The 16,014-nt window shown below is 47.9% G+C and carries 15 protein-coding genes; 9 read left to right on the plus strand and 6 right to left on the minus strand.

Annotated elements, in window-relative coordinates; translation table 11 throughout:
* Nucleotides 1-76: 76 nt before the first annotated feature.
* Nucleotides 77-1,471: an aminotransferase class V-fold PLP-dependent enzyme gene (locus DFR28_RS17675; RefSeq protein ID WP_113955726.1), complete on the plus strand. Its 1,395-nt coding sequence runs from the start codon at nt 77-79 to the stop codon at nt 1,469-1,471.
* 618 nt (nt 1,472-2,089) lie between these two features.
* Here the strand turns inward: DFR28_RS17675 and DFR28_RS17680 are convergent.
* On the minus strand, nt 2,090-2,296 hold the full coding sequence (locus tag DFR28_RS17680) for a hypothetical protein (RefSeq protein ID WP_113955727.1): 207 nt from the start codon (nt 2,294-2,296) through the stop codon (nt 2,090-2,092).
* 290 nt (nt 2,297-2,586) lie between these two features.
* Here DFR28_RS17680 and DFR28_RS17685 point away from each other — a divergent pair, with 290 nt between their 5' ends.
* The 4 genes from DFR28_RS17685 to sstT all read left to right on the plus strand — a co-directional run bounded on the left by DFR28_RS17685 (nt 2,587) and on the right by sstT (nt 7,450).
* Complete coding sequence (locus DFR28_RS17685) at nt 2,587-3,294, plus strand: response regulator (protein ID WP_113955728.1); 708 nt, start codon at nt 2,587-2,589, stop codon at nt 3,292-3,294.
* Nucleotides 3,295-3,337: 43 nt separating this feature from the next.
* Complete coding sequence (locus DFR28_RS17690; RefSeq protein ID WP_147251053.1) at nt 3,338-5,539, plus strand: ATP-binding protein; 2,202 nt, start codon at nt 3,338-3,340, stop codon at nt 5,537-5,539.
* Nucleotides 5,540-5,614: 75 nt separating this feature from the next.
* Entirely contained in the window at nt 5,615-6,163 is a 549-nt protein-coding gene (locus DFR28_RS17695) for a cob(I)yrinic acid a,c-diamide adenosyltransferase (protein ID WP_113955730.1), read from the plus strand.
* Between the two features lie 75 nt (nt 6,164-6,238).
* On the plus strand, nt 6,239-7,450 hold the full coding sequence (gene sstT / locus DFR28_RS17700; RefSeq protein ID WP_113955731.1) for a serine/threonine transporter SstT: 1,212 nt from the start codon (nt 6,239-6,241) through the stop codon (nt 7,448-7,450).
* Nucleotides 7,451-7,547: 97 nt separating this feature from the next.
* Here sstT and DFR28_RS17705 read toward each other — a convergent pair whose 3' ends face one another.
* From DFR28_RS17705 to rluD, 4 genes are read right to left on the minus strand one after another with little or no spacing between them, the layout of a single operon-like run.
* A complete protein-coding gene (locus DFR28_RS17705; protein WP_211317044.1) occupies nt 7,548-7,976 on the minus strand; it encodes a methyltransferase family protein in 429 nt (142 codons plus the stop codon).
* A gap of 28 nt (nt 7,977-8,004) precedes the next feature.
* Nucleotides 8,005-8,625 carry a CPBP family intramembrane glutamic endopeptidase gene (locus tag DFR28_RS17710; RefSeq protein ID WP_170132168.1) on the minus strand — a complete coding sequence of 207 codons (621 nt, stop codon included), beginning with the start codon at nt 8,623-8,625 and terminating at the stop codon, nt 8,005-8,007.
* Nucleotides 8,622-9,371 (minus strand): peptidoglycan editing factor PgeF, encoded by a 750-nt coding sequence (gene pgeF / locus DFR28_RS17715; RefSeq protein WP_113955734.1) that lies wholly within the window; start codon nt 9,369-9,371, stop codon nt 8,622-8,624. Before pgeF ends, DFR28_RS17710 begins: the two co-directional genes overlap by 4 nt.
* Complete coding sequence (rluD, locus tag DFR28_RS17720; protein ID WP_113955735.1) at nt 9,372-10,340, minus strand: 23S rRNA pseudouridine(1911/1915/1917) synthase RluD; 969 nt, start codon at nt 10,338-10,340, stop codon at nt 9,372-9,374.
* A gap of 193 nt (nt 10,341-10,533) precedes the next feature.
* Here rluD and DFR28_RS17725 point away from each other — a divergent pair, with 193 nt between their 5' ends.
* The gene (locus DFR28_RS17725; RefSeq protein WP_113955736.1) at nt 10,534-11,415 is read left to right on the plus strand and encodes an outer membrane protein assembly factor BamD; all 882 of its coding nucleotides are present in this window, start codon (nt 10,534-10,536) and stop codon (nt 11,413-11,415) included.
* Nucleotides 11,416-11,572: 157 nt separating this feature from the next.
* Here the strand turns inward: DFR28_RS17725 and DFR28_RS17730 are convergent, their stop codons facing one another.
* Nucleotides 11,573-13,210, minus strand: coding sequence for an NAD+ synthase (locus DFR28_RS17730; RefSeq protein ID WP_113955737.1), 1,638 nt, complete (start codon nt 13,208-13,210; stop codon nt 11,573-11,575).
* An 86-nt stretch (nt 13,211-13,296) separates the two neighbouring features.
* Between DFR28_RS17730 and DFR28_RS17735 the strand changes: the two genes are divergently transcribed.
* From DFR28_RS17735 to DFR28_RS17745, 3 genes are read left to right on the plus strand one after another with little or no spacing between them, the layout of a single operon-like run.
* Nucleotides 13,297-14,442: a GNAT family N-acetyltransferase gene (locus tag DFR28_RS17735; RefSeq protein ID WP_113955738.1), complete on the plus strand. Its 1,146-nt coding sequence runs from the start codon at nt 13,297-13,299 to the stop codon at nt 14,440-14,442.
* 3 nt (nt 14,443-14,445) lie between these two features.
* On the plus strand, nt 14,446-15,165 hold the full coding sequence (aat, locus tag DFR28_RS17740) for a leucyl/phenylalanyl-tRNA--protein transferase (RefSeq protein WP_113955739.1): 720 nt from the start codon (nt 14,446-14,448) through the stop codon (nt 15,163-15,165).
* Nucleotides 15,158-15,871: an arginyltransferase gene (locus DFR28_RS17745; RefSeq protein WP_113955740.1), complete on the plus strand. Its 714-nt coding sequence runs from the start codon at nt 15,158-15,160 to the stop codon at nt 15,869-15,871. The genes aat and DFR28_RS17745 overlap by 8 nt, the downstream gene beginning before the upstream one ends.
* The last annotated feature ends 143 nt before the right edge of the window (nt 15,872-16,014 follow it).

Genomic DNA, 16,014 nt, shown 5'->3' on the forward strand with positions numbered 1-16,014 from the left:
TAACGGATAGTTATTTTAGAAGGTGACATCATACGCAATCATCGACCCTTGTGCCAAGGCACCGTATAATTCAGTAATGTCAGAACTTCCCCAATTTATTGGACTGGATACCCAGTACCCAACCGCCGATGGCCGCCACCTAACCCGCGTGCATTTAGATGGCGCTGCGTCACCGCTGGCCGCACAAGTTGCCATTGACACCATTAACAAGGTATTGCCGCATTATTCAAATACCCACAGCTATGTACATAGCTCCGCGCAGATATCCAGCCACGCGCTAGCTTGGGCACACGAAACCGTGTTGGAATATTTGGGCGCTGATCCGATTGAATACACCGCAATCTTTACGGGCGCCGGCACCACCGCAGGCATTAACCGCGTCGCCCGTGGACTACGTGCCGCGAGACCCACACGACGAGTCGTGTTAGTGTCATCGATGGAACACCATGCCAACGATTTACCACATCGCCATCAAGACATTGAGGTCATCTACCTGCCGCTTACCGGCGAGTCAACCCATCAAGGTTGCGTTGACCTAAAGCGTTATCAACAACTCTGCGAGCAATATCGAGAACAGGTGAATTACATTGCCGTGTCGTCAGTGAGCAATGTCACCGGAATTCGCAATCCAATCGAGAAAATGACGGAGATAGCGCATAAATTCGACATCCCCATCTTGGTCGATGGTGCGCAGAGTGTTGCTCACGGGGCCATCAATCTGAGCAACAGCTCTGTCGATTTTTTTGTATTTTCCGGCCACAAGGTCTATACCCCTATGTCGCCGGGCGTATTAGTTGCGAAACGCAGCTTACTTAGCACAATGTCCGGCCAAGACCTGGGCGGCGGATCGGTTGAAACAGTGAGTTATTTCGACTATCAGTTATCCACTACCTACCCCGAGCGAGAGCAATCTGGCACGCCGAATGTAGTGGGCGCAATTGCGCTTGCTGCGGTGTTAAAGACCTTAAAAGAATATGGCCTAGAAACGATTCATCAACGCGAATCGCAATTAGTGGACGAACTAATTAACGGCCTAAGCACGGTGCAAGGACTTACTGTGTATGGGAGTGCAACACAAGCACGAACTGGCGCAGTGGCATTTAATATCGCTGAAATTGACCATGGTTTAGTCGCCGCCATTTTGAACGATTACTTCGCCATAGCGGTGCGCAACGAGTGTTTTTGTGCCCACCCTTATGTCAGCAGCTTATTGAAGGAAGAGTTATGGGAACTAGACCTGTCGGAGATCCCAGACGATGAGCAAGAACAGTTTATTAATCGGAAACGCGGCATGGTTCGGGTCAGCTTGAGCCTCTACAATCAAGCCAGCGACATCGCGCAATTAGTTGACGCACTGCACGACATTACTGAACGCTTAGCGTATTACCAACCGCTCTACAACGCTCAGCCCGACGGATCTTACACACACCAGTCGTTTCAGTTCGATTGGCGTTCACAACTGCAACTGTAGTGCCGGCACGAGCACGTTTCTGGTCTTATGACTCAGTAATTTGGTAGTAAGGAGTTGCTTCTAGGAGGCCGGTGGCAGCTAGGTTGGCGTTAAGCTAGTCAAAATCAGTGCTCGCATTGAGCCAAAGTGGGTCGTGAAACTAAATAAATGCGACTTACGCATCCCTGTTTGATAGTGCGTATCCTTACGCCCAGCTAATATGTTTAGCCCACTGGTGGGCTGTAGGTGAACACTCACGTTCAGGACGCGACGACAAAAGCTTCGTTCGGCGCCGGACTAGGCGCTAGAATATAGGCTCCGCCTACATCTGTTAAATAATATTTCCGAGGGGCAAGCGACTAAGACCGCATTGCGATCAATGCTAATCGACTTAGTTATCGCTCAATCGGGGAATGAGAACCTTCTCAAACTGCCCGGAAGCTTGTAGGCTTGCTACTTGCTCCAGCTAGTTAAACTAACTCCAACAACTAAACCAAACAACTTAGATCAATTCCAACAACTTAGATCAATTCCAACAACTTAGACCTATTCGAACAACTAGACCAACTCCAACAACTTAAAGAGGCCGAGTAAATAATCCTCGACTTGAGTATCTCATTGATTAGGCGCTATACGCAGTTAAGCACTATAGGCAAGTCGTAAGTTGCTTGATTGACGGTTACTGGCCGCTTGAACTAGTGGCGCAGTTTCATCTGGGTTAATCTCAATCGACAACCACTCATGACACTCCATACCAGCAGCGTAAGGAATTAACGGCCCTTCGATCTGTTCTGGATGGTTATAAATTAGCTCGTCTGTGACAGGTACAAATACTTGGTGGTTCATGTTACTACTCTCGCTCTTCTAAAATTCACGACATGTTTACGGGAAACGGCTTCTATTTGATTGCGGTGCTGTATGATCAACTTCATAGCGTTTTGCTTTCTTGAGCCTTATTCGTTTTCCGATATATCTATTAGACTCCTGCGGAATGACGAATTCGGGATGAACTAATGGTAAAAATATGGTTTTGAATCGAAACACAGCTTAATTTCGATTCTTAGGGCAAAATACGACCGTTGGCGTAATCAACCGCACCTTATTTCACACCAATAACCAGAGAGTGATTAATTCCTATGGCCAGAAAAGTGGCAATCGTAGAAGATGATTTCGATCAGCGCGAAAACTATCGTGATGCTTTGGAGAAATCCGGCTATGCCGTAGACACCTACGCTAATCGACGAGAGGCGCTTATCGGAATGCGCCTCAACATGCCTGATCTTGCGATCTTAGACATTATGCTCGAGAACGAAATGGATGGTGGTTTTGACCTGTGTCGTGATTTACGCGCCCTATCGCCAACACTGCCTATTATATTTTTGACCGCGCGCGATACCGACATTGATCGCGTTTCGGGTTTACGTCTAGACGCATGGGATTATTTAACTAAACCGCTAAATATGCAGTATCTTAGCGTGCGCATTAATTCCCTATTCCGCATCGTAGACAGCCTCGCGCAAGACCCCGAAACAACCAAAAACAGCAGTTCCATGGTTATCAACGACCTCGAAATCAATGAGGACAGCATGTCGATTCGATGGAAAGGTGAAGAGCTGAGCCTGACCCTCACTGAATTTTGGCTAATCGAATCAATGGCTCGGCATCCAGGCCATGTAAAAACCTACGAAAACATGATGCAAATCACACGCCAGAGCTATGTTGAGCGCAATACCATCAACGGGTACATACGTCGAATCCGTAATAAATTTAAAGAAATTGATCCCGACTTCAAGCATATCCAGACCGTATTTGGCGTCGGTTATAAATGGAACACCAACGGCTAAGCAAAATTTACCAACGGGATTAATAAATAGATCTGGATAAGTTGTGAGAATACGAACTGGCTTTTCAATACGCACCAAACTCTTGTTGGTCGGCATGTTATTACTGCTCATCCCATGGATGTCTTATCAGTATGTGCGTGAGATGAAGACCTACCTATTGTCTGGGCAAGAGCAGGCGCTGAGCCTAACCTCACGCGCGGTGGCAACGGTGTTACACGACCGGCCCGAACTGTTTAGCGAAGAGTCGCAGATTGAGCCAGACCAATCAGAAGACAATGAAATCTACGCAGCCCCACTCCCTAACTACATTAATCTTAACGGCGACTTAAGTGATTGGGGCGAACAGGTCAAGCAAGCCGAGCTCGCCAGGCCAGTTGGTGGCGACCATATTATCGACCCCAACAATCTAATCGAAGTCCGTCATATATTGGGTTACCGCGGGAACTTTATTTACGCGATGTTTCAGGTAACTGATGACACCGTGCTGTTGCGGCCCAAAAAATTTCTGCGGGTAGACGCCGCCGACCATATTCGCCTCACTTTGCAGGACCCACGATTACCGATTAAACGCTATACGTTAATCGCAGGTGAACCGGGCCGAATGAGCATCTACTTAATGGACGAGGCTTGGCAATACCCCATTACCGGCGACCCAAACTACGACTTAGCCGCCGAACTCAAGCTCACCGAGCAAGGCTATAATGTTGAACTGCGCATTCCTCGCTTCATGTTGTCTTCCGATACCCGGATCAGTATGGCGGTGGCTGATGTCGATGATGCGGAAACCCGCAAACTGGCCGCACTGATTCCCACCACACCTCAAAGCGAAAGCGACGAGTTATCAAAACTACTGGTTGAATCGCCGAGAATTACCAAAATTCTCAAAGGTTTAGACCGCTCAGAAACTAGAATTTGGGTTTTCAATAAAGATAAACGCGTGCGAACCGTAGTTGGTAATTTAGTGACGCAAGTTGATGATCTTGATCTCGATAAACCGTCAAACGAAACTGGTTTTGACTATATTTGGAAAAGCATTCGTTATTACTACAGCTCAACTCTGCAAACTATTTTCACCTATATCATCGAACAGCCAACGCGTGATATCGGCAACAGTGGACGCAGCATAGAAGAACGCAACGACAAGATTATTCAAGATGCATTAAACGGCAGTATTGCATCAGATCGTCGCCCGTCATTGGATAAGCAAAGTACAATCTTGATGTCTGCTCATCCCATTTACCTTGGGGAAGGCATTTTGGGCGCGGTCGTGGTAGAGCAAAGCACCAACCAAATGCTGCGCCAACAGCGTGAGACACTGGAGAACGTGATCAGTGTGACGCTCTTGGTGCTAATCACGGTGGCAACCGCCCTACTGGTATTCGCCTCACGGTTAACACTGCGGATTCGACGTCTTCGTAATGCCACCGAAACCGCAATCGATCGTGACGGGCGCATTGTCCATCAACGCTTAAATGCCGAAGCGCAGTCTGGAGACGAAATTGGCGATCTGTCTCGATCAGTCAGCAATATGTTAGGCAGACTGTCTCAATACACCAGCTATCTACGTGGTTTGCCAGACACCTTGGCACACGAAGTGAGCAACCCATTGAATGTGGTGAACTCTTCGCTCCATAACCTCTCAGAGGAAATACCTGAATCCGCTAACAGCAAGTATATGGAGCGCGCCAAAAACGGTTTAAATCGTATCGGCAGTATTCTGCGCAACCTAACGGAGGCCGCCAACCTCGAACAGGCGATGCAATCGGAGACACGAGAAACTGTAGATTTGGTCGAAATGATCGAGCATTATGTTGACGGTTACTCCTTTTCAAACCCCGATCAACCCTTCGATGTCGTCATTCATTCACGCCCGATCATTGTTGAAATAGCACCAGACTATATCGCTCAAGCACTCGATAAATTGGTCGACAACGCCATCGACTTTGCCGCCAAGGGTACGGCGATTGTGTTTAAAGTGCGTCGACTCGACAATTTTGCTCAAATCGACATTATTAACCAAGGCTCACGTTTACCGGAAGGCATGGCCGAACGGATCTTCGAACCACTGGTGTCACTAGGTCGCAAAGATGCACAAAAAATCAGTCTTGGCATGGGGCTATATATTGTCAAGCTTATTGCTAGCTTTCATGGCGGTGACGTGATTGCACGAAACCTGCTCAGTTCTGACGGTGTGATATTCTCACTTTCATTACCAATTCACGACGCCGCGGGCCAGTCTTACTAACAGTCCGACTAACAGTCATATTAAGGTCGTCGGCATTCATCAACACACACTTTATTATCAAACAACGGTCAAATTATGGGTAATCGGCTCAGTAAACTTTATACACGCACTGGTGATGATGGCACCTCGGGACTAAGTGGTGGCGAACGCATCGCTAAGAACCATGAGCGAATGAACGCAATGGGCACCGTCGATGAGCTTAACAGCGTAATCGGCTTGCTGATTTGTAAGTTAGACGATCCAGAGCTAGAGAACATGTTGGTGGCGATTCAGCACGACCTATTTAACATTGGCGGCGAAATCAGCATGCCGGGCCACAGTTTTATTCAGACTGACAAAGTCACCGCACTCGAAGCTAGCATCGATCAGTTTAATGAGTTGGTTGAACCGCTAAAAGACTTTATATTGCCTGGTGGCAGCGAGGCTGCGGCGGTTTGCCATATGGCTCGCTCGATTGCGCGGCGCGCTGAGCGCGATGTCGTAAGCCTGCACCATAACGAGCCGGTTTGCGATACCACCAGACAGTATTTGAATCGTCTCTCCGACCTACTGTTTGTAGTCGCCAGAATAATCAATCTGCGCCTCGGTCGTGACGACGTGCTATGGAAAAAAGAATTAGCGTAAACATATGCGTTTTATTGGCAAACGCCGACAGTCCAATTTACCCCTTTCAAACAACAAGAATAAACGAGTAATTTTATGACATCTACCAGCACGCTTTGGGCTCGATGGTCCAGTCTTAGTCTAGTTTTAAGAATCGTGGTCGGAATTATCCTTGGTGCGCTACTTGCCAGCGTATCATCATCAGCTGGGAACGCGGTTGCCGTCCTCGGTCAACTGTTTGTATCAGCCTTAAAGGCCGTTGCACCAATCTTGATTTTCGTATTGGTATTGTCTTCCATCGCCAATCAGCGTGCTGGACAGTCGACACATATGCGCCCCATCATTGTGCTGTATTTTATCGGCACACTGGCCGCCGCAGCGGTCGCTGTAGCACTCAGCTTCGCGTTCCCGACCACTTTACAACTAGTTGCCACTGAAACCATTGCTGATGCTCCGCAAGGGCTTGGAGAAGTGCTCAAATCCTTATTATTTAAGATCGTGGACAACCCCATTAATGCGTTAATGTCAGGTAATTACATCGGTATTTTAGCGTGGGGGATCGGCCTCGGCTTAATGTTAAAACACGTTGGTGATCACACTAAAATGGTGATGCACGACATTAGCGACGCGGTCACCGGCATTGTCCAATTTGTAATTCAACTTGCGCCGATTGGTATCTTCGGGCTAGTGGCCTCGACCGTAGCGCAAACTGGCCTCGAAACCTTAGTCAGTTACTCGCGTTTAATGGCCGTATTAGTCAGTGCCATGTTAATCGTTGCACTGGTAGTCAATCCAATTATCGTATTTGTAAAACTACGCGTAAACCCTTACCCATTAGTACTTCGCAGCTTACGCGAAAGTGGTATCACAGCCTTCTTTACGCGTAGCTCGGCCGCCAATATTCCAGTTAACATGGCGCTCTGCGAGAAATTGGAATTAGATGAAGACACATACTCCGTATCGATTCCTTTAGGCGCCACCATCAATATGGCCGGTGCCGCCATTACCATCACCGTAATGACCTTGGCGGCCGTGAATACGCTGGGTATCCAAGTGGATATCGGCACTGCCTTACTGTTATCCGTGCTAGCCAGCGTCGGCGCTTGTGGTTCCTCGGGAGTCGCTGGCGGCTCGCTACTTCTAATCCCATTGGCATGCAGTTTGTTCAACATTCCCAATGATGTTGCGATGCAAGTTGTCGGAGTAGGATTCATTATTGGCGTGGTACAAGACTCCGCTGAGACCGCCCTCAACAGCTCAACCGACGTAGTATTTACCGCGGCGGCATGTCGTGCTGCGGCAAACTAGTAGCGACAGATACCTGAGCGTCAATCAGCCCCAAGCCATACGCGGTTAAGTGATGGCTTGGGTCAGATTCTAGATTAAGGAGCGTCGGTTTAACGCTCTACATCAAGCGAGGAAGCAACAAACCAGTTTGACATTGCCAGCGAGAATAGCGTTTGCCAAAGCGCTTAGCTAGGAATTGGTCTTCCACTCGAGCTTGTTTAATCAGTGCTAGATAGCTAAGCAACAACACGACCACAGTAACCAGATTGGGCGCCAATAACACGAGTCCGGTATAGCTCAGAATGTCTCCACAGTACATCGGATGCCGGACCCAACGAAATAGCCCTCGCGCCTCCATTAGTATGTACGGGTTCTGAACATTGCGATCGTTACGCTTTAAAATCAGATAATGCCAAAGTGTTAGCGCGCCACCACTCAGCACTAAAAATTGCGCGTAGTGACGTGGCACAGAAAAGAGTGTCGGTACGCCATATAGAGACATCAAAAACAGTGAGGCGATAATCACCGTGCCGCAGACAACCTTCACTATCCACCAGTATATGCTGTGCTGGTAGTCAGTAGCGGTCGCGGATTGGGAGTAAGCTGGTCTCATCATTTGAGTCTAACCCCAGCATGTGAGGACGCTTCACAATGATGAAAAAGGCCATGACATCATAAGCAGCATGAGCCACCACAACGTAAATAATACTTTGCGAAAGGTAGAGCCCTATTCCAAACAGACAGCCTAGCAGCATCGTCACGATCACATATACTCGACTTAAATAGTGCATTAACCCAAAGACCAGCGATGCAAGCAATATTCCGACCCACGGATTAATCGCATCGGATAGCCATGACTGCAGCGCGCCTCGCACCAGAAGCTCCTCCCCAACACCAGCCAGACAGGAAACAATCAGAATGTCACGCCAGCTAAAGTTTCGAAACAATTGATGCAGCGTTTGATTCAATTGTTGCACCGAGAGCCGGTTAATCATCGGAGCCTGTGTGGCGAAAAAGCAAATACCATATAACAGCACTCCGCTTACCGCACCTAACGGCGCTGCTGCCCAACCAAGCCGTCCATTCAGCGTCCAGACGCTTGGCAGCCAGTAACAGGCCGCTAAGCCCAAGATCGTAATGATTAGCGCCGACGGCAGAACGTCGCGCAGAGTTAGAGAACGATAAAGCGGTTTCACGATTGCATCCAAATAAGGCTTGCCATACGACCGCATTCACCATCACGTCGATAAGAATAAAAATGTTCTGAATCTGAGTAGGTACAGGCCTTGCTGTAAGTATAATTGTCAACGCCCAGCTGTTTGAATCGGTCAGCGGCTATCAATTGCAAATCCACGTATTGCTTACCATCATTCGACGCATCACGGTAGGCTTCATTCGGCCCACCAAGTTGCGCAACGACTTCACCTCCGACTTCAAAAGCCGTTGGACCAATACAAGGCCCGCCCCAGGCAATGAGTTGCTCTGGATATTCTTGCAGTTCGGTTACTGCGGTTTCAATTATGCCGGCAGCAAGCCCGCGCCAACCAGCGTGAATTGCCGCCACACGATCGCCTCGAGTATTGGTAATGAATATCGGTAAGCAGTCAGCCGTAAGTACCGCACAAACAACACCTGCGTCACGGCTAAACGCACCATCAGCTTGCACTGGCACAGTGTGCTCAAAATCCGACCTAATTTGAACAACATGAGAACTATGCACTTGATCTAACCAGACCGGCTGCGCCGGCAACTGTAGGTCGTGAATTAATATTCGGCGATTACGTGCTACCGATTCGGGCGAATCAGCAACATGCGTGCCCAAATTGAGCGAATCGTAGGGCGCCGTGCTGACTCCGTGTAACCGAGTCGTGCTAAAAGCCCTAATATTCGCTGGTGCAGACCAATTAGGACGCAATACATTTAGAGGGTTTTGTCCGAGCACTTAACTAAAATCCTCCGCGCAAGCAGTCAGTAAGTCTTGCATATCATCCGGCAACTCGCACTCCCATGCTTGGTGCTCATCAATAACCGGATGTCGGTACTCAATGCGTTTCGCATGCAAAGCCTGACGTCTAAAGCTACGCAACTCACGTTCTAGATCAGGGTGACAGTCGCTCGGAATACTTAAGCGTCGGCCGTACACCGGATCGCCAACTAGCGAAAAGCCAATATATGCCATATGCACACGAATCTGATGTGTTCGTCCGGTTTCTAGCTGAACTCTCAACAGGGTATGATTGCGATAACGCTCATCTACCCGATAATGCGTGATGGCTTCTTTACCCATCATATTAACCGCCATCTTGCGGCGGTCATGTTTGTCGCGGCCAATTGGCTCATCAACGGTATTTCCTGAAATTACTCGGCCATGCACCAACGCCATATACTCTCGGTGCAAACTGTGATCAACCAACTGATCGATCAAACCCAGCCTGGCAGCTTCGGTCTTGGCCACTAACATCAAGCCAGAGGTCTCTTTATCAAGACGATGCACAATACCCGCTCTGGGCAGCGCTCTATTATCTGGGAAGTGAAACAACAGCCCATTCAGCAATGTTTGGTCTGGATTGCCTGCGCCGGGATGCACAACTAGCCCAGCCGGCTTATTTATTACCAGCAGATGATCATCTTGGTAAACAATGTTTAGCGCGATATCTTGCGCCTCCCATTCACCTTGACGTATCTCAGGAACATCAACTTCGATGACTTCCCCGCCATAAACCTTATCTTTTTGACGAGGCAATTCTTCGTCGACCGATACCAGACCTTGTTTAATCCAAGTCTGCACCGTACTGCGTGAATGACCTTCAAATAGTACTGTTAGCGCTTTATCAACGCGTTGCCCATACAGCTCTTCGGGGACCGTAAAACTGTGGTGTTGTGAGTCAATGTGATTATCGGATTGGGTCATAAACAGTGTCAACCTGAGGCTATTAGTAAGCTAGTTGCGCTAATTTAGCGCAAAATCAATAAGATGGTGAGTGAAAAGCGATATCGATTGCACCTAACCGAACCGCAATCTGATTTGTCTGCGGTTTAACTTCTCTGCGCATTAGATTCGCGTTATCCTTACGGATTGCATCATAACTCATCTACTAAATGACATGAGCGTTTTAAGACTTCAATTTCAGCCTCGTTCAATAAACAAGAGCGCGACTCGATTCAACTCTAGTCGACTAGGGTTTCGCTTTTTATCAGTGCTTTGCGCCGCTTTATTGCTCGCAGGCTGCGCTTCCAGCAAGAAAGGCACTTCTGAAGAAGAGCTGGCTTCGCAAAAGGTTGAGGACTTATACCTCAAGGCCAAAACGGCGCTGGATAAAGGAAATTACAACTTCGCAATTCGGAATTATCAGTTGCTGGAAGCAAGCTTCCCCTATGGTGAGTTTACCGAACAAGCTAAGCTGGACATGATATTTGCGTTTGATAAAGCCGGCCAAGCTCAAAAAGCTGTTGAAGCGGCTGACAATTTCATCAAGCTTTACCCGACTCATAAGAATGTCGATTATGCCTATTACATGAAAGGCGTAGCGAGTTTTGAAAAAAAGCAAAGCTCGGTCGATAAGTTTATTAAAGGTGGTGACGACGCAATACGCGACCCGAAACCATATCGAGACTCGCAAAAAGCGTTTGAAGAATTAATTAAACGCTACCCGAACAGCGTTTATGCTGCCGATGCGCAACAGCGTATCGTATTTGTTCGAAATGCCTTAGCCCAACGAGAGTTAGCCATTGCACAGTTTTACTTTGATAACCAAACATACGTTGCCACGGTAAATCGCTGCAAAAACATTATTTATGCGTTCGAGACCTCACCTGCTGTAGAAGGCGCATTGGTATTGATGGAAAAGGCGTATGTTGAAATGGGCCTAGACGATTTGGCGGCGAGCACACACGAAGTGCTACTTGAGAACTTCCCCAATAATCAGAAGAGCCCATACAAAAAGAAAAAAGGCTTTTTCTCTAAGCTCAACCCATTTAGCGAGTAGCGTTACATTAGCAACTCGACTTCGAGCACAAGCACAATAACCGTCGTTGATAACGACGGTTATTTTGCGCCCAGAATTGCTAATTCATAACTAGTTAACCGACTACATAGATGGAAGCAGGCGAGAACTTTGATAGCTAGGCTCTTTATATACTCTACTACCAGTCTACCTCTGGGCGAAAGCCTGAAGTAATCGGATAGCGTCGGTCACGACCAAACGCACGCTTAGTAATTCGCACGCCAGGAGCCGCTTGGCGACGCTTGTATTCATTTCGGTCTACCATTCTGATCACTTGTGTCACGTATTCGCGCGCAAACCCTTTTGCGACGATTTCAGCAGGCGGACAGTCTTGTTCTACATAAAGCTCGAGAATCGGGTCTAATATTTCATACGGAGGCAGGCTATCAGAATCAATTTGATCCGGACGCAATTCAGCTGATGGTTCACGCGTAATTACTCGCTCGGGTATTACTTGCGATACAGTATTACGATACTTAGCTAGTTCGTAAACCAACACCTTTGGCACGTCCTTAATAGCATTGTAGCCGCCGACCATATCGCCATAAAGTGTGGCGTAACCGACTGACATTTCGCTTTTGTTGCCAGTAGTAAGCACCATTCGGCCAGTTTTGTTTGAATAAGCCATCAGGGTAAGGCCACGGCAGCGGGCTTGAATATTTTCCTCAGTTGTATCCTGCTCTGTCCCCTCAAATACTGGCGCCAACTGCTGCATAAAAGCATCGTACATCGGCTCGATTGAAATCACATGGTACTGAATTCCCAGTGCTTTCGCCTCAGCATAAGCATCTTCTTTAGATATATCCGAGGTATACCTAAATGGCATCATAATCACATCGACATTGTCAGCGCCAAGTGCGTCGACAGCAATGGTAGTGGTTAACGCCGAATCAATCCCGCCAGACAAGCCAATTACCACTCCTGAGAAACCGTTCTTTTGTACGTAGTCTCGAACGCCGAGCACTAAGGCATTGTAAATACTCGCCAACGGTTCAAGCTCGGGCTCCATTTCTGAGCCGGTCAAAGTCAACTCCGCCTGATCTCGAACCACCACAACGGAACTCAAGCCCTCCTCAAAGCTGGCCATTTGATGGATAACTGCACCGTTTTTGTCAGTCACGAACGACGCACCGTCAAACACTAGTTCGTCTTGCCCACCAATTTGATTAACATAAACCACCGGTGTCTGTGTCGCATTCGCTCGCGCGCAAACTACCGCGCGCCGCTCAGGTATTTTATTAGAGTGATAAGGCGAACCGTTAATATTGATAATCACCTCGGCTCCCTCTGCCACGGCTGCTTCAATCGGCCCATCGTGCCAAATATCTTCACACACGGTCAGTCCCAAATTAATGCCCTTATATTCCACCACACAGGCGATTTCCCCCGGCTCAAAATAGCGTTTTTCATCAAACACACTATAATTTGGCAACTTGATTTTGGCGTATTCAGCGTCAATACGACCGTCGCGAATTAACGCGCACATATTGTAAAGGCCCGCGGCAGTCTTTTTCGGATACCCTACAATTAAATCAATTCCTTCTACCGTCTCACATAAACGCTGAAGTTGTTGCTGGACGCGGGTATTAAAGCCGGATCGTAACAACAGGTCTTCGGGCGGGTACCCGGTTAAAACCAACTCCGAGCAAACCATCAAATCACACGCTAATTCATCTCGTGCGCGGCGGGCAAAGTCGATAATGTGATCAACGTTCTGTTCAATGCCACCAACAGTTACGTTGATCTGTGCCAAGCCAATATTAATTTCACTGCTCATACGGTATCGTCGTCCTAAATTTATGGAAGCAGGCCGAACCAAACGACCTGGTGAAAGTATATAGCGAACCATCGCATTAATCGATTATGCATATTGAAGTACACTCGCAAATTTCCGAACTCGCAGCTCAACAATGGAATGCCATGCTTCCCAGCAACAATCCATTCATGCGTCACGAATTTCTCGCTGGCTTGGAGCAAACCCACTGCGTTTGCCCTGAGACAGGGTGGCAACCTGCCCACATCGCAGCCTATGCTGCCCCAGACCGCGCCCAACTACTTGGAGTGATGCCCTGCTACGTCAAATCACATTCGTATGGTGAGTACATCTTTGACTGGGCATGGGCTGATGCTTATCAACGCCACGGGCTTGAGTATTACCCCAAGCTAAGCAATGCCGTGCCGTTCACGCCTGCTACCGGAGAGCGCATTTTAACCGCTACCAGCGCCGATGCCTCGCAAGTCGAGCTAGCACTAATTGAGCATGCAATGGAACTGGTTACACAAACCAATTTATCAAGCTTTCATTCATTGTTTTGCACCTCGCAACAGGCGGCTAGATTCGCAGCGTCGGGCTTACTCTCGCGCCACAGCACACAATTTCATTGGCACAACGACCACTACGCTACATTCGATGACTTCCTCGCCAAGATGAGCTCCAAAAAACGCAAGAACATCAAGCGTGAACGACGTCGAGTTCAGGAAGCCGGAATTCAATACCGCTGGTTGACTGGTGCCGAACTAAGTGTCGAAACAGCGCACAAGATGTATCAATTTTACGCGCGCACCATTAACCACTACGGCGCACAATCGTATCTTAATCGCGAGTTTTTCGAATATCTAGCCAAGCATTTCTCGCAGCAAACATTATTTTTGTTCGCTGAGCACAATGACGTAATCGTAGCCGGAGGCTTGTATTTTCGCAGTGACGATACGCTATATGGTCGTTACTGGGGGGCAAATCAACAGTATCACAGCGTTCACTTTGAGACCTGCTATTACCAGGCCATTGATTGGTGCATCGAACACGGCTTTCAACGATTTGAAGCTGGCGCGCAAGGCGAACACAAACTTGCACGAGGACTTGAACCCGTCCTCACCTATTCAGCGCACTACTTAGGTGACCCAAGCTTTCAAAATGCCGTCAGCGACTTCCTCCAAACCGAGCAGCAACACATCGCCCACTACCAATCTGTAATGGCGTCCCATTCTCCATTTAAGGTAGAGTTATAGGCAATGATTCAGTTTGTACAGTTTCCGGCACTTAATAATGCCAACGAAGATGGCTTGTTAGCGATGGGCGGTGATCTGTCGCGCGACACCTTGGTATCGGCCTATGCACAAGGAATCTTTCCATGGTTCAATCACGACCAACCCATTCTTTGGTGGTCGCCAGACCCGAGAATGGTGTTACAGCCGACACAATTTAAACTCTCAAGGAGTTTACGTAAGACCCTGAAACGAACACCATTTCGAGTCACCGTTAACACCGCCTTTGAGCAGGTTATCTCTGCTTGCGCACTACGCGGTATCGAAAGCCCAAACGCCCCAATCGCCGACACATGGATAACCGAGTCAATGCATAATGCATACCTCGGGCTATTCGCCGAAGGCTACGCACACTCAATAGAGGTTTGGTTAGACCAACGCTTAGTTGGTGGGCTTTATGGCGTAGCGCTTGGCGACGTATTTTTTGGTGAGAGTATGTTCAGCCGTGAATCCGACGCCTCGAAGGTCGGCCTATTTTACCTCTGCCAATGGCTCAATCACCTTAATTTCAAGTTAATCGATTGCCAAGTAAGCAGCGCACACTTAATAAGTCTTGGCGCGCTTGAAATGTCTCGCACTGACTTTGTTGACGCCTTACAGTCGATTGACATCCAACGATCTAAGCCAAATTTTAGTAGCGGATTTGAGCGATTTGCCAATGAAAATGTTATAAAGCACTATGAGTAACGCACACAACCCGATCCGACTATTCGAAACGGTGGTCGATGAATGCCCCTACATCGAGGGCAATAAAAGCGCTTCAATTCTGGTTGATCCCGACCATCAAGTGGACAACGCACTGTTTACTATGCTTTCGCGGTCTGGATTTCGACGTAGCGGAGACATGCTTTACTCACCGAAGTGCCCAGATTGCAACGCCTGCGTTTCGGTTCGAATTCCGGTTGCCCGATTTGTACCATCGCGTGGGCAAAAACGCGTCTGGCGTAAAAATACTGACCTCACTGTAACCATCGAAGATGTGACGTTCCAACAAGAGCATTTCGACCTCTATTTGAAATACCAACAGCACCGCCACCCAGATAGCAGCATGTGTGACGGCGACCCCGATAAATATATTGGCTTTATTGACTCGTATTTTTCGCGCTCCAAATTTCTGTGCTTTCGGCTCAACGAGGAATTGGTGGGGATCAGCGTGTTAGATCAATTTGATGGAGGCTTATCGGCGGTTTATACATTCTTTGACCCCGAGTTAAACCAGCGCAGCATTGGAACTTACGCAATCCTATATATGATCAAACTATGCCGCCTCAGAGACATACCTTTCGTATATTTAGGCTACTGGATCGAAGACTCGGAGAAAATGAATTACAAACGTAAATTTAAACCCCTACAAGGTCATATTGACCGTCAATGGAAAGACCTCAGCCTATAGATAAAACGCTAGCCATTGAAATCCATTACAAAGACTTTATTTATAGTCCCAGTTGGGGCATGATACCACCGATTTTGAACTGCCTAGTATTTAGCAAAAAAGGCAGCAAAAACCCAAAAACACGTATTAGCGTGTCATAACAA

It is taken from the genome of Arenicella xantha (assembly GCF_003315245.1).
Taxonomy (GTDB): domain Bacteria; phylum Pseudomonadota; class Gammaproteobacteria; order Arenicellales; family Arenicellaceae; genus Arenicella; species Arenicella xantha.